Origin of the sequence: Burkholderia sp. MSMB617WGS, assembly GCF_001532025.2 — a bacterium.
GTDB lineage: Bacteria > Pseudomonadota > Gammaproteobacteria > Burkholderiales > Burkholderiaceae > Burkholderia > Burkholderia savannae.
The window spans coordinates 954,653-967,851 of record NZ_CP013458.1; the positions used below are offsets into that span (position 1 = coordinate 954,653).

Annotated in this window: 12 protein-coding genes; 3 read left to right on the plus strand and 9 right to left on the minus strand. The window is 71.1% G+C overall.

The features are described from left to right. Positions 1–139 precede the first annotated feature (139 nt). The 4 genes from WT60_RS24710 to WT60_RS24725 all read right to left on the minus strand — a co-directional run bounded on the left by WT60_RS24710 (position 140) and on the right by WT60_RS24725 (position 4,078). On the minus strand, positions 140–838 hold the full coding sequence (locus tag WT60_RS24710) for a TetR/AcrR family transcriptional regulator (protein WP_038753939.1): 699 nt from the start codon (positions 836–838) through the stop codon (positions 140–142). Positions 839–890: 52 nt separating this feature from the next. Then, complete coding sequence (locus tag WT60_RS24715) at positions 891–2,183, minus strand: FAD-binding oxidoreductase (RefSeq protein WP_060356385.1); 1,293 nt, start codon at positions 2,181–2,183, stop codon at positions 891–893. Between the two features lie 482 nt (positions 2,184–2,665). Further along, on the minus strand, positions 2,666–3,112 hold the full coding sequence (locus tag WT60_RS35600) for a type II toxin-antitoxin system Phd/YefM family antitoxin (protein ID WP_060356386.1): 447 nt from the start codon (positions 3,110–3,112) through the stop codon (positions 2,666–2,668). 60 nt (positions 3,113–3,172) lie between these two features. Beyond that, positions 3,173–4,078, minus strand: a complete 906-nt coding sequence (locus WT60_RS24725) for a LysR substrate-binding domain-containing protein (RefSeq protein WP_060356387.1) — start codon at positions 4,076–4,078, stop codon at positions 3,173–3,175. Between the two features lie 175 nt (positions 4,079–4,253). Between WT60_RS24725 and WT60_RS24735 the strand changes: the two genes are divergently transcribed. The 3 genes from WT60_RS24735 (at position 4,254) to WT60_RS24745 (ending at position 8,187) form a co-directional block, all read left to right on the plus strand. Then, positions 4,254–5,273 (plus strand): DUF1338 domain-containing protein, encoded by a 1,020-nt coding sequence (locus WT60_RS24735; protein WP_059670510.1) that lies wholly within the window; start codon positions 4,254–4,256, stop codon positions 5,271–5,273. A 54-nt stretch (positions 5,274–5,327) separates the two neighbouring features. Beyond that, positions 5,328–6,551, plus strand: a complete 1,224-nt coding sequence (locus tag WT60_RS24740) for a PLP-dependent aminotransferase family protein (protein WP_038752774.1) — start codon at positions 5,328–5,330, stop codon at positions 6,549–6,551. Between the two features lie 124 nt (positions 6,552–6,675). Continuing rightward, complete coding sequence (locus WT60_RS24745) at positions 6,676–8,187, plus strand: aldehyde dehydrogenase family protein (RefSeq protein WP_060356388.1); 1,512 nt, start codon at positions 6,676–6,678, stop codon at positions 8,185–8,187. A gap of 31 nt (positions 8,188–8,218) precedes the next feature. Here WT60_RS24745 and WT60_RS24750 read toward each other — a convergent pair whose 3' ends face one another. From WT60_RS24750 to WT60_RS24770, 5 genes are all read right to left on the minus strand, one after another. Next, complete coding sequence (locus WT60_RS24750; protein ID WP_060356389.1) at positions 8,219–9,355, minus strand: FAD:protein FMN transferase; 1,137 nt, start codon at positions 9,353–9,355, stop codon at positions 8,219–8,221. Beyond that, complete coding sequence (locus WT60_RS24755) at positions 9,336–11,579, minus strand: PepSY domain-containing protein (RefSeq protein WP_060356390.1); 2,244 nt, start codon at positions 11,577–11,579, stop codon at positions 9,336–9,338. The genes WT60_RS24750 and WT60_RS24755 overlap by 20 nt, the downstream gene beginning before the upstream one ends. 21 nt (positions 11,580–11,600) lie before the next feature. Then, positions 11,601–12,068, minus strand: coding sequence for a DUF2271 domain-containing protein (locus WT60_RS24760; RefSeq protein WP_059575954.1), 468 nt, complete (start codon positions 12,066–12,068; stop codon positions 11,601–11,603). Between the two features lie 406 nt (positions 12,069–12,474). After that, the gene (locus WT60_RS34720; protein WP_157131100.1) at positions 12,475–12,615 is read right to left on the minus strand and encodes a hypothetical protein; all 141 of its coding nucleotides are present in this window, start codon (positions 12,613–12,615) and stop codon (positions 12,475–12,477) included. Positions 12,616–12,676: 61 nt separating this feature from the next. Further along, the gene (locus tag WT60_RS24770) at positions 12,677–13,120 is read right to left on the minus strand and encodes a PepSY domain-containing protein (RefSeq protein WP_038752763.1); all 444 of its coding nucleotides are present in this window, start codon (positions 13,118–13,120) and stop codon (positions 12,677–12,679) included. Between the last annotated feature and the right edge of the window lie 79 nt (positions 13,121–13,199).

A 13,199-nucleotide genomic window follows, 5' to 3' on the forward strand; every position in this document is an offset into this window, starting at 1 on the left:
GGTCGCCGGCTGGGGGATCGGCAGGAAGGCCGCGGCGCGGATCGCGCTTCGCGCGACGCATGTTGTCATGCGGGCGCGATCGGCCCGCGACCGCGCGGTCGACGATGCAGCGGCCGCTCGGCTCGGCGACGTGCGGCGATCAGCGCGCGACGTAACGCAGCACCGTCTCGGCGATCATCGCGCGATGCCGCGCGCGCAGCCGCGGCGACGACGGGTCGCGGCCGAACGCGGTGCCGAACGTATAGCGGTTCGCGACGCGATGAAAGCAGAACGAGCTGATCAGCAAGTGCAGATCGAACGGATCGACGTCGCCGCGGAAAACGCCGCTCTCGACGCCGCGCGCGAGCAGTTCCTCGAGCGTCTTGATGATGCTGACGTTGCGGTTCTTGAACGACTTCAGCTGCTCGAGATACTTCGCGCCATGAATGTTCTCGATCGTCACGAGGCGCACGAAATCGCGGTGCTTGTCGTGATAGTCGAACGTGAATTCGACGAGCCGGCGCAGCCCTTCGTGCGGCTCCAGTTCGCCGACATGCAGCTCGAGCTCGAGCGCGCGGATGTCGCCGTAGACTTTCTCCAGCACCGCTTCGTACAGCCCTTCCTTGCTGTCGAAGTAGTAATAGAGCATCCGCTTCGTCGTGTTCGTGCGCTCGGCGATCGCGTCGACGCGCGCGCCCGACAGCCCCATCGCGGAGAACTCCTGCGTGGCGACGTCGAGGATGTTGCGCTTCGTCTGCTCGGGATCGTATTTGCGGCGCGCCTCATCGCTCCGTGCATCGGCGTCGGGCGCTGCGGCCTTGCTTCCTTGTTTCATTTTGGCGTGATCGGGCGGCGGCATGGTCGGCGCATTCTAGCACGCACCCCGATGGGCTTTTGCCCGATTCCCGGCTCTAAAAGACGGGCTTGCGGGAGCGTGAGCCGCGTCGCGCGGCGAGCGCGTCGCGCGCTTCGTACGCGCTGTACGTGAGCTGCGCGGCGGCTAGCCCGGCGAGGCCGAACGTGCGCGCGAGGCCGAACCGCGCGAAGCCGTCCGGTACGGGATGCCCTTGCGCGAGCGCCGCCGCGAGCACTTCGCCCGCGACCGTCGTCGGCGCCATCCCGTGTCCGCCGAAACCGACCGCGTGCCACACGCCGTCCGCGTCGCGGCCGATCTGCGGCATCTTGTGGCGCGCGTAGCTCATGAGGCCGCCCCATGCGAACTGCACGGCGACGTCGCGCAATTGCGGATAGACGCGCGCGAGATCGCGCTTGAGCAGCCGCGCGATCGCTTCCGGCCCGCGTTCGAGCACCGAGATGCGGCCGCCCCACAGGATGCGGGTGTCGGCAAGCGGCCGGTAGTAGTCGAACGCGAAACGGGTGTCGTAGACGGCCGATTCGCACGCGATCGCGCCGGCGAGCCGCGCGCCGAGTGGCTCGGTCGCGATCACGTAGGTCGCGATCGGCAGCACCGCGCGCTCGATGCGCGGATACACGCCGCGCGCGTAGCCGCCGCCCGCGAACACGACGCGCCGCGCGTGCACCGCGCCGCCGTCGGTCTCGACGACGAAGCCCGCGCCGTCGCGGCGGATCGCGCGCGCGGCCGAATGTTCGTGGATTCGCGCGCCGCTTCGCGCGACCGCCGCCGCGACGCCGAGCACGTACTTGAGCGGATGGAAGTGGAACGCGTTGCGCTCGAAGAGGCCGCCGTGATAGCGGTCGGTCTTCAGTCGCGTGCGCAGCTCGCATGCGTCGAGCGGCTCCCAGTCGACGCCGAACGCTTCCTTCATCAGCTTGCGCGGCGCGGACAGGCGCGCCGGATCGTCGAACCAGTTGGCGAGGATCACGCCGCCGTCGACGAGCTCGCAGTCGATGCCGTAGCGCGCGGCGCGCGCGCGGATCAGGTCGACCGCGTCGAGCGTCAAGCGATAGAGCGCGCGTGCGGACGCGGGGCCGAGCGTGCGCAGGAGGTCCGCGTTGTCGAGGCTGTAGCCGCCGAACACGAAGCCGCCGTTGCGGCCCGACGCGCCGTAGCCGACCGTCTGCGCATCGAGCACCGCAATGTCGCGCGCGCCGCGCTCGACGAGCCCGAGCGCCGTCGACAGGCCGGCGAGGCCGCCGCCTACGATGCAGACGTCGACGTCGATGCGTTCGGCGAGCGCGGGGTAGGGCGTGCGCGCCGCGGTGGCTTCGTAATAGTTCTGCATGCGTTTATCGTGCGTGGTGGAGGGGCGAGGGCGAATCGTCTGACTATCGTATCGGTTGTGTTGCGTGCGATGAAGCAGAGTCTGCACGGATGGACGGCGGCGCGCGCCGCAGACGCCCCGGTGCGCGACGGATTCGATGTCGCCATTCCGGGAGGGTTCCGCGCTTGGCGTACCGCATTGCGCGTCGGAACTCGGTCGGCTGTTTCAAGGTTTGCCGACTGCCGACTGCCTACTGCCCGATCGCTGACCGCTGACCGCTGACCATTGGCCGTAGCTGCTGGCCGCCGACCGTCCTTCGCCAGTCACAAATTGCCAATCGCCGACGTCGATGCGCATGTCATGTCAACGTTATCGTCAGTGCCGATGCCGATGCCGATGCCGATGCCGTCCACCGTCCGTCCAAACCCGACAGCCGAGCGTCGCCGATCGATTGCGAGGAGCAGTCGCCGGCCGCCGGCGGCGAACCCGTTCCGAGCTTGTTTTCAGCCGTCGTCCGCGGCGAGCGGGCGTTGTGCGGCGCACATCGGGCGCATGCCGCGGTCGGCGCGCGCCTCGACGATCGTGCGGCCGTCCGCATTGGCCGACGCGCATGCCGCCGCAACGCTCACGTCTCCGCCGCCCGCGCCGCCGCCCGCGCCGCCGCCCGCGTCATCGCACGCGTCGCTTCCGTTTCCGCCGCATATCCGTCCCGCATCGCCGCGTCCCGCGTCACCGCGTCCCGCTTCGACGCGTTTCGCATCGTCGCGCTCCGCCCGATCGCGCTCGAGCCGATGATAGTGATCGAGCCGTCTTGCGTCGATCAGCGCGACGTACGCCGCGCCGTTCTTCGTGATGATCTTCTCGCCGCCGTCCCGCACCTCGTCCGCCAGCTCGGAGAAGCGGGCGCGGGCGATGGACAGCGGCACGATGTCGCCGATGCGTATGGTCATGGTCGATCTCGCGTGGCCGGCCCGCCGCCGGCCGATGAACGGATGAACAGGATGGTCGCGTCAGCTTATCGGCCGCGCCGGCGCGACGGAACCCAGCCATTCGGCCAACGCGACGAACGGTTCGCTGTTCGCGGCGGCGTCGGGCGCGACGAGGTAGTAGCCGGCGTCGCTCGGCAGCCGCAGGTCGAGCGGCGCGCAGAGGCGCCCCGATGCGAGCTCGTCGGCGACGAGCAGCGCCGGCATCAGCGCGACGCCCATTCCCGCGTGCGCGGCCGCCGTCAGCATCGTGAACAGCTCGTAGCGCGGCCCGCGCACCGCGCGCAGGTCATTGTCGAGACCGTGCGCGCGAAACCAGTCGCGCCACGCATCCGCGCGCGTCGACAGGTGCAGAAGCGGCAAATCGAGCAGCGCGTCGCGGGTGATCGAGCCGTTCGCCGGCAGCAGCGCCGGACGGCAGACGGGCAGCATGTCGCCTTCGCGGAACAGCAGCCGCCCTTGCGTGCCGGGCCACAGCGCGTGGCCGAAGTAGATCGCCGCGTCGAACGCCGAATCGCTGAACAGGAACGGCTCGGTGCGCACCGACAGGTTCACCGTGATGTCGGGCCGCAGCGCGCGAAACTGGGGCAGGCGGGGGATCAGCCACTGGCTCGCGAACGTCGGCACGACCGCGAGCTCGAGCGTCGCGCCGATCCCGCGCTGCGCCATCAGCTCGAGCGTGTCGCGCTCGATCCGCTCGAGGTTGCGGCGCACGAGCCCCGCGTAGTGCCGGCCGTGCGGCGTTAGCACGACCCGTTTCTTGATCCGCAGGAACAATGCGACGCCGAGCCGCTCCTCCAGCGACGTGATTTGGCGGCTGACCGCGCTTTGCGTGAGCGCGAGCTCGTCGGCCGCGCGGGTGAAGCTTTCGTGGCGGGCCGCCGCTTCGAAGACCTGCAGCGCCGCGAGGTTCGGAATGCCTTTTCGCATCGACGGTCGAACGATCGGGAAATCGCGAGTTGGTGAGTTTTGAGAATGAACTGGTGAGTTTATATCAATTGCCGAGCGAATTTCGCGCACCGAAAATCGACCCCGATCATTACCGCGGGCCGCCCGATGCGCGGCCCGCCCGCCCCGCCACGACGCAAACCCACGGAAGAACCCGATGAACGCGAACCTCGCCGCCTTGCTCGCCACCGTTGCCGATCAGCCGACCATCGGCGAGTTGATGCGCCTGATGCATGTGCCGGCTTGCCTCGAGCGCTGCGAGCCGGGCGTCGTCAGGCGCGCCGAGCTCGCGCAGGCGCTCAACATGGCGCTCTTCGCGGATCTGCTCGAACGGGTGCCGACGGGCCGCGCTTACACGCGCGACGTCGCGCGCGACGGCGGCCGCGTGACGTTCGATCACGGCGCGCTGCGCACCGTGCGCTGGCCGTCGTGCGGCGCGCTGCCGCCCGGCGAGGCGGCGTTCACGCGCATCCTGCGGCCGCTCGGCTATCGGCTGAACGGCACGTATCCGCTCGAGCGCCTGAAGATGACGGGCCGTTCCTACGCGCATCTCGACGCGCCCGACCAGATCGCGCAGTTCTTCGTGAGCGAGCTGCATCCGGAGCGCTTCAGCGCCGCGTTCCAGGCGGCCGCGACGAACGTGCTCGACACATCGGCCGACCCGCTGACGCCGCAGGCCGCAGCGACGCTCGGCGAGCTCGAGCGCGACGCGTCGCTGCCGCTCGCCGACGCGCAGGCGCTCATGCCGGTGCTCGTGCGCTGCTTCGATCGCCAGCACGCGACGCCGGCGCTCGCCGACTACGAAACGCTGCTCGCGGAATCGGCGGAGATGGCGTGGATCGCGACCGAGGGCAACGCGTTCAACCACGCGACCGACCGCGTGCCCGACGTCGATGCGCTCGCCGACGCGCAACGCGCGCTCGGGCGGCCGATCAAGCCGGCCGTCGAGGTGTCGCGCTCGGGCCGCGTGCGGCAGACGGCGTTCCGCGCGGACCCGGTGACGCGCGCGTTCGTCGACGCGTCGGGCGCGCTCGTCGAGCGCGAGGTGCCGGGCTCGTTCTACGAATTCATCACGCGCGACGCGCTCGCCGACACCGAGACCGGCCGCCGCGCGCTCGACCTGAGCTTCGACGCGGGCAACGCGACCGGCATCTTCAAGATGACGGCCGCCGCCTGACGCGTTCTGCACCCGATTTGCCTTTCGCTCGACTTCCACCGCACCGGAGCCGCCATGACGCTCGCTGACGCCGCCGTCGACTATCCGTTCGCCGCGCCGTTCGCCGACCCGCAGGGCTCGCCGATCCGCGAGCTGTTCAAGCACGTCGGCAAGCCGGGGATGATCTCGTTCGCGGGCGGCTATCCGTCCGCCGATCTGTTCGACCGCGAAGGCATCGCGGCGGCGCTTGCGCAGGCGGCCCGCGACGATCCGCTCGCGTGCCTGCAGTACGGCGACACGGCGGGCCAGCCGGGCCTGCGCCGCGCGCTCGCCAACTGGATGGCGAGCGCGCGCGGCGTTCCGTGCGATGCCGCGCAGGTGCTCGTCACGACGGGCTCGCAGCAGGGCTTCGATCTGCTCGTGCGCACGCTGATCGAGCCGGGCGACGTCGCGCTCGTCGAGGCGCCCGCGTATCCGGCCGCGCTGCAGGCGCTGCGGCTCGCGGGCGCGAAGCTCGCGCCGGTGCGCACCGACGCCGACGGCGTCGATCCCGACGCGCTCGCCGCGCAACTCGCCGCGTGGCCGGCGAACGAGCGCCGCCCGAAGCTGCTGTATACGGTGCCGACGTTCGCGAACCCGACCGGCGCGACGTTGCCGCCCGCACGCCGCGCGCGGCTCGCCGAGATCGCGGCCGGCGCGCGGCTCGTGCTCGTCGAGGACGATCCGTACGCGGACCTGCGTTTCTCCGGCGAGCCGGTGAAGCCGGTGCTCGCGCACGACGGCGCGAAGGACTGGACCGTCTATCTCGGCAGCCTGTCGAAGATCGTCGCGCCGGGCCTGCGGATCGGCTGGGCGGTCGCGCCCGCCGCGATCGCGCGCCGGATGACGGTCGCGAAGCAGACGAGCGACTTGTGCACCGCACCGATCGCGCAGGAGGCGATCCGGCGCTATCTGGAGAGCGGCCGGCTCGCGGCGCATTTGCGCACGATCGCGCAGACTTACGGCAGCCGTTGCCGCGCGCTCGTCAGCGCGCTCGCGCAATTCGTGCCGGACGACATCGAATGGCGCGAGCCGTCGGGCGGCATGTTCGTGTGGGCGCGCCTCGCGCGCGGCCGCGACGCGGCGGAGCTGCTCAAGCGCGCGCTCGAGCACAACGTGATGTACGTGCCGGGCGCGGCGTTCTACGCGCGCGACGCGGATGCGAGCAGCCTGCGGCTGTCGTTCGCCGCGCCGGGCGAGGCGGAGATCTTCGAGGGCGTGCGCCGGCTGCGCGCGGCGCTCGCGGCGGGCCGGTGTTAGCGTGAACAGGCCCTCGACCGAACGGCCGGCCCGCTTGCATGCGGCGCGCGAACGCGGTCCAATCGATTCATTCGCGGCGGCGACGCCGCACCGATCAACCTGATTCTGTTCTAAAGAGGAAGCGATGCAATTCAACGACATTCTCGCCGCGCTCGACGTCGATCTGGCCCGCTGGCAGGGCAATGCGCTGACCGCCCGGTCGCCCGTGGACGGCGCGACGCTCGCGACGCTCGCCGCCGACAGCCCGGCCGAAACCGGGCGCAAGATCGACGCCGCGCATCAAGCGTTCCTCAAGTGGCGCACGGTGCCCGCGCCCGTGCGCGGCGAGCTCGTGCGCGTGTTCGGCAACGTGCTGCGCGAGCACAAGGCGGCGCTCGGCCGGCTCGTCACGCTCGAGGCGGGCAAGATCGCGTCCGAGGGCCTGGGCGAAGTGCAGGAGATGATCGACATCTGCGATTTCGCGGTTGGCTTGTCGCGGCAGCTCTACGGCCTGACGATCGCGTCCGAGCGTCCCGGCCACCGGATGATGGAGACGTGGCATCCGCTCGGCGTCTGCGGCGTGATTTCCGCGTTCAATTTCCCGGTCGCCGTGTGGTCGTGGAACGCGGCGCTCGCGTTCGTTTGCGGCGATCCGGTCGTCTGGAAGCCGTCCGAGAAGACGCCGCTCACCGCGATCGCGTGCCACACGCTGTTCGCGAAGGCGGTGCGCGAATTCGGCAAGACGCATCCGGGCGTCGTGCCCGACGGGCTGCATCAGCTCGTGCTCGGCGGCCGCGACGTCGGCGAGGTGCTGGCCGCCTCGCCGAAGGTGCCGCTCGTGTCCGCGACGGGCAGCGTGCGGATGGGAACCGAAGTCGCGCAGGTGCTGAGCCGGCGTCTCGCGCGCAGCATCCTCGAGCTCGGCGGCAACAACGGGATGATCGTCGCGCCGAGCGCGGATCTCGATCTGGTCGTGCGCGCGGTCACGTTCGCCGCGGTCGGCACCGCGGGCCAGCGCTGCACGACGCTGCGCCGGCTGATCGTGCATCGCGGCGTCGCCGACCGGCTGCTGCCGCGTCTCGAGAAGGCGTTCGCGTCGGTGAGGGTCGGCGATCCGCTCGAGACGGGCACGCTGGTCGGCCCGCTGATCGACCGCGCGGCGTTCGACGCGATGCAAAAGGCGCTTGCCGACGCGCGCGAGCAGGGCGGCGAAGTGAAGGGCGGCGAGCGAGTTGATCTCGGCCGTGATGACGCGTACTACGTGCGCCCGGCGCTCGTGCGGATGCCCGGGCAGGCGGCCGTCGTCGCGCGCGAGACGTTCGCGCCGATTCTCTACGTGCTCGTCTACGACGATTTCGACGATGCGCTCGCGATCCACAACGGCGTGCCGCAAGGGCTGTCGTCGGCGATCTTCACGAACGACATGCGCGAGGCCGAGCAGTTCATGTCGGCGGCGGGCAGCGATTGCGGGATCGTGAACGTGAACATCGGCACGAGCGGCGCGGAGATCGGCGGCGCGTTCGGCGGCGAGAAGGAGACGGGCGGCGGCCGCGAATCGGGCTCCGACGCGTGGAAGAGCTACATGCGCCGCGCGACGAACACGATCAACTACAGCCGCGAATTGCCGCTCGCGCAGGGCGTGAAGTTCGACGTGTAAGCGGGGCGCGCCGTTGGCGGCGCGCGCACGGTCAAACGGCCGGCTGCGCGTTCGCGAAAGCGCCGCAGCCGATCGTGCGCAGCGCGTCGCCGGCGCGCACGACGAAGAGTGCGTCGAGCCCGTGGCGTTCGGCGTGCGCGTATCCCGCTCGTTCGCCGAGCACCATCAGCGCGGTCGCGTACGCGTCCGCGTCGGCACAGGTCGCGGCGATCACCGTCACTGAAGCGATGCCGCTGCGCAGCGGCGCGCCGGTGCGCGGGTCCATCGTATGCGAGATGCGCGCGCCGCCGACGTCGGCCCAATGCCGGTAGTCGCCCGATGTCGCGACGGCCGCGTCGGCGAGCTCGATCACGCCCATCGCGCCGCGTCGCGCGTAGTCGGGCGCTTCGAGCGCGATCGACCACGGCGAGCCGTCCGGCTTGCGTCCGCGCGCGCGCAACTCGCCGTCGATGCCGACGAGCCACGCGCCGATGCCGTGGCGGTCGAGCACTCGCGCGAGTTCGTCGACGCCGAAGCCCTTCGCGATCCCGCACAGGTCGAATGCGGCGTTCGCGAGCCTGCGTGCGCGGCGGCGTGCGACGTCGACTTCGAGCAGTTCGTCGATCGGGCGGCACGGCGACGCGCGGCGCGCGCTCGATGCGCGTCGCGTATCGGGCGCGTCGAGCGCGTTGAGCGTATCGAGAGCATCGAGCGCGTTAGGCACATTAGGCACGTTAGGCCGGTTAGGGCTATTAGGCCCGTCAAGCCCATCAGGCCCATCAGGCCCACGCGTCGCATCGGCCAAATCCGCACACCGCTCGCCCGCCGGCGCTCCCGGCCCGAATCCCCACGCGTCGACGAGCGAGCCGACGCCGATATTGAACGCGTCGCCCGTCTCGCGACCGATTTCCTGCGCGCGCGCGAGCACCGCGGCGAGGTTCGCGGAAACCGGCATCCAGCATCCGGGCGCCGCGCGATTGAGCCGAGACAGATCGGAGTCGGCTTTCCAGTTCGACATCTGTTCGTCGACCGCGCGCACCGCCGCGTCGAGTTCGGCGGCGATCGCCTTCGCGTCGGCCGGCGGCGGCGCGTAGAACTGCGCGCCGTAGCGCGTGCCCATCGTCGCGCCGCTCGCGCGGCAGCGATTCAGCCGCGCGCCGGGCGACCATTCAATAGACGTCTTCGACATAGCGCCCCTGCATTCTCAATTGCGCGACGGACAAGCCCGAGCCCGACAGGATGCGTTCCCACGCGTGCGCGACGCCGTCGGCCATCGAGCGGCCGCCGCACACCATGATTTGCGCGCCGTGCGCGACGAGATCGCGCAACGTGCGCGCGTCGGCGACAAGCCGGTCCTGCACGTAGGCCCGGCGCTCCGCGCGCGAGAACGCGGTCGTCAGCGCGTGCAGCCGGCGGTCGCGCACGAGGCTGGCGAGTTCGTCGCGATAGAGAAAGCCGTCGCCCGCGTTGCGCGCGCCGAAATACAGATGCATCGGGCGGCGCGCCGCATTGTGCCGAATGAAGCCGATCAGCGGGCCGATGCCGGTGCCCGCGCCGATCAGGATCACGGGCGCGTCTCCCGTGGCCGGCCGGAAGCGCGCGTGCGCGCGGATGAACGCGTCGATCGTGTCGCCCGGGCGCAGGGCGGTCAGGTAGGTCGAGCACGCGCCGTTCGGATGGCGGCGCACGCAGATCTCGACGACGCCGTCCGACGATGCGCTCGCGAGCGAGTAGTAGCGCGGCGACGCGCCGCCCGGCGGCACGACGCCGAGGAGATCGCCGGTCTCGAACGGCGGCAGCCGCCGTGTTGCGAACGCGGCCCATGGCGCGGTCGTGCGCGCGGTGCGTTCGGCGGGGGCGAAGCGCAACACTGACGTCACGGCCTGCGGGTCCGAGCCGTAGTCGTCGCGCGCGACGAGCGTGAGCGGCATCGTGCGCGGCGGCGTCGGCGTGTAGCGGATGTCGAGCGCAAGCCCGAGCGCCTCTTCGCCGAGCCGCGCGCACCACGCGCGGAATTCGTGCTCGGACTGCCGATCGACGGTTCCGAGATCGAGCAACGGCATCAGGCCTTTCGCGACGAGCGCGTCGTGGACGCTTCGCGCGTAGCCGCAAAACCGCGGAAACTGGCGGTTGCCGAAGCCGAGCACCGCGAACGACACGTCTTGCGTCAGCGGCAGCCGCGCGAGCTTCGACAGGAACTGTTGCGCGCCGTCCGGCGCGTCGCCGTCGCCGTAGGTCGCGGTCAGCACGATGAAGCGCCGGGCCCGGCGATAGTCGCGGGCGACGTCGTTCATCGGCGCGACATGCACGCGCAGGCCTGCTTGCGTGAGCGCCGCGTGCAGCGCGGATGCGTTGCCCCACGTGCTGTTGCCTTCGCTGCCGACGAGCAGCACGGTGTCCGCGTCGCGCGCCGACGCGTTGCCCGCGAGCCTCGGCCGCGCGCGTCGCCGGCGCGCCCACAGCATGACGCCCGTCACCGCGAGGAGCGGCGCCGACAGCGACGCCGCGCCCAGCGCCAGGCCGAGCCACCACAATCCTTCGCCCGTGTGCAGCATTTTCACGGCGGCATGCAGGCGCTGCCAGCGGTCGGCGGCGCGGTAGGCGAGCGAAGCGCCCGTCGACGGATCGACGACGCCGGCGCCGTTCGTCGTCTTCAGCTCGATCACGCCGCCGCCCGGCTCGTCCGGTGCGGGGAACGTCAGTTGGCGCAGCGTCGACGTGTCGATCGCGCGCAGCGCGGGCATTTGCTCGACGGGCATCGGCGCGGCCGCGTGCGCCGCCACGCTCGCTTGCGCATCGAACGCCGAGGCCGACGCGCCGCGCTCGGGAATCACGCCGAACGTCGTCAGCGACAGCGCGAGCCCCGTGAGCGCCGACAGCGTGAGCCCGGCGAGCGCGACGCGCGCGGTCTCGTTGTGCAGCCGCTGCAGCCCGTCGCCGCCGATCCGGCCGAACAGTCGCCGCCAGCCGCCCATCCGGCGCGCGAGCAGCGCGAGCCCGGACAGCGCGACGAACAGCATCGCGGCGGCGGTCGCGCCCGTCGCGATCCGGCCCGCGTCGCCGAGAAAGAGCTTGCGGTGCAAATTCGTCAGCCAGCGCACGGCGGGCGACGGCCGAAAGTCGGCGACCGGCCGGCCCGTCGAGGGATCGACGATCGACGCGCGCGGCTCGTCGGCGGCCGCGTAGTAGGCGATGATCTGGCCCGACGGCCGCCGCACGAGCTTTTCGACGCCGGGCACTTGCGCGCGCACGCGGCCGGCGAGCGTCGCGACGTCGAGCGGCGCGTGCGGCGTGCCGGCGACTGTCGCGCGCTCGAGCGCGGGCTGGATCGACAGCGCCGCGCCCGTCAGCGTGACGACGATCACCAGCACGGCGGCGATCAGTCCGGGAATCGAATGAAGCTTGCGCAGCATGGAACGCCTCTTGTCCTCGTGTTAAAGCGAATAGCGGAACGACTTCACGTAGCCGCGGCCCTTGACCGCCTTGCCGGCGCTCGCCGCGGTCAGCGGCACGACGACTTCCGACGGGTTCTCGTTCATGTCCTCGACCGCGGTGTCGATGTGGATTTCGCAGCCGGCGTCGAGCAGCGCGTCGGCCACGTCGAGCGTCGCGCGCAGCGTCTTGCCCGCGCCGACGCTCGCGCCCGTGATGCCGTCGAGCCGCTGCGAGCCGCCCGTCGCGCGATACCAGTCGCGCAGATGCCGGTAGTACTTCGTCTGGCGGCCGGCCATCCACAGCGCGCCCTGGTAGCGGCCCGCGCGATCGGTGACGTACAGGACGACGTACGCGCCGTCGCCGCCGTAGTCGGCAAGCTGCGTCTCGAACGTGACCTCGCGCGCGGAGGCGAGCGACGGCGCGGCGAGCGCGCCTGCGAGCGCCGCGATCGGCAATGCGTGTTTCATCTGGGTTCTCCTGGTATCGGTGAGGATGGCGGCGCGGGCCGCATCGAGCCGGGTGTCGCGTGTCGTCCGGGCGCCGGAAGGGCGGTGGCGGCGGGGGAATGTCGGCGTCGCGATCGGCGCGGCGGCGGACGCCGTATCGTCGGCTCGCAAGCGTCGCAAGCCGGGCGAGTCACTCGCGCCGCTTACGCCGCCCGCGCCGTGACCGCCGGAACTCCGCCCGTGCCGCGACCTTTCGCCGCTGCTTCGCGATCGCGCCGATCGTGCCGATCGCGCTGATCGCGCTGATCGCGCCGATCGCGTGCCGGCAGCCACGCGAGGCCGCACGCGGCCGCGCCGGAGGCCCGCCATGTCGCGGGCGGGCATTCGGCAATCGGTCATGGGCGGGAACGTCGATACGGCCATGGACTCAGCCATCAAGTTCAGCGAACGACGCGGCCATGAATTCAGTCATCGACTCGGCGAACGACGCGGCCATCGACTCAGCCATCAATTCAGCGATCGATGCCGCCATCGACGCGCCCATCGCATCGCCGGCTGCGCCAAACAACGCAGCGCGGCCAAGGCAGCGCGGGCGCGGCAACCCGGCGGCGCCGCGCGACCAGCCGCCTTCAGCGAATCTGCACGTCGGGCTTCGAGCCCGGCTTCAGCGCGCCGCCCGCGGGCGCGCCCGTCGCCGGCCCGCCCGCCGGGGCTTGCGCGCGCGGCGCGCGGCCATGGTCGTCGTCATCGTCGTGGTCGTGCTTGCGGTCGCCCTCGCGCTTCATCCGCACGACGTCGAGCGTCACCGGATCGAGCTTCGCCTTGAAGCGCTTGCCGTCTGCGTCGTGGCCCTTGATTTCGTAGCAGCCGTCGTCGGCCTTCAGCTTGTCGACGCGCCAGCCTTTCTGCTGCGCCATCGCGCGCACTGCGTCGCGCGGCTTCCAGTCGGCGAGCGGCGCGTGGCAGTCGTCGCCGTCGTCCGCCATCGCCGCGCGGATGCCGAGCGCGCTTGCGAGCACGAGCGACGCGAGCGAAACGAGCGTCACGCCCTTGATCAGTCGCGAGGTTTTCATTGCGTGATATCTCCTGTTCGGATCGTCGGGCTCTACAATGCGCTCGGCACCTGAAGCGAAGCTTGCGGGCGCGAAAAAG

Bases quoted from the DNA above. Each gene is read 5' to 3' on its own strand.
- WT60_RS24710 (WP_038753939.1), bottom strand. From the start codon at position 838: ATGCCGCCGCCCGATCACGCCAAAATGAAACAAGGAAGCAAGGCCGCA.
- WT60_RS24715 (WP_060356385.1), bottom strand. From the start codon at position 2,183: ATGCAGAACTATTACGAAGCCACCGCGGCGCGCACGCCCTACCCCGCG.
- WT60_RS35600 (WP_060356386.1), bottom strand. From the start codon at position 3,112: ATGACCATACGCATCGGCGACATCGTGCCGCTGTCCATCGCCCGCGCC.
- WT60_RS24725 (WP_060356387.1), bottom strand. From the start codon at position 4,078: ATGCGAAAAGGCATTCCGAACCTCGCGGCGCTGCAGGTCTTCGAAGCG.
- WT60_RS24735 (WP_059670510.1), top strand. From the start codon at position 4,254: ATGAACGCGAACCTCGCCGCCTTGCTCGCCACCGTTGCCGATCAGCCG.
- WT60_RS24740 (WP_038752774.1), top strand. From the start codon at position 5,328: ATGACGCTCGCTGACGCCGCCGTCGACTATCCGTTCGCCGCGCCGTTC.
- WT60_RS24745 (WP_060356388.1), top strand. From the start codon at position 6,676: ATGCAATTCAACGACATTCTCGCCGCGCTCGACGTCGATCTGGCCCGC.
- WT60_RS24750 (WP_060356389.1), bottom strand. From the start codon at position 9,355: ATGTCGAAGACGTCTATTGAATGGTCGCCCGGCGCGCGGCTGAATCGC.
- WT60_RS24755 (WP_060356390.1), bottom strand. From the start codon at position 11,579: ATGCTGCGCAAGCTTCATTCGATTCCCGGACTGATCGCCGCCGTGCTG.
- WT60_RS24760 (WP_059575954.1), bottom strand. From the start codon at position 12,068: ATGAAACACGCATTGCCGATCGCGGCGCTCGCAGGCGCGCTCGCCGCG.
- WT60_RS24770 (WP_038752763.1), bottom strand. From the start codon at position 13,120: ATGAAAACCTCGCGACTGATCAAGGGCGTGACGCTCGTTTCGCTCGCG.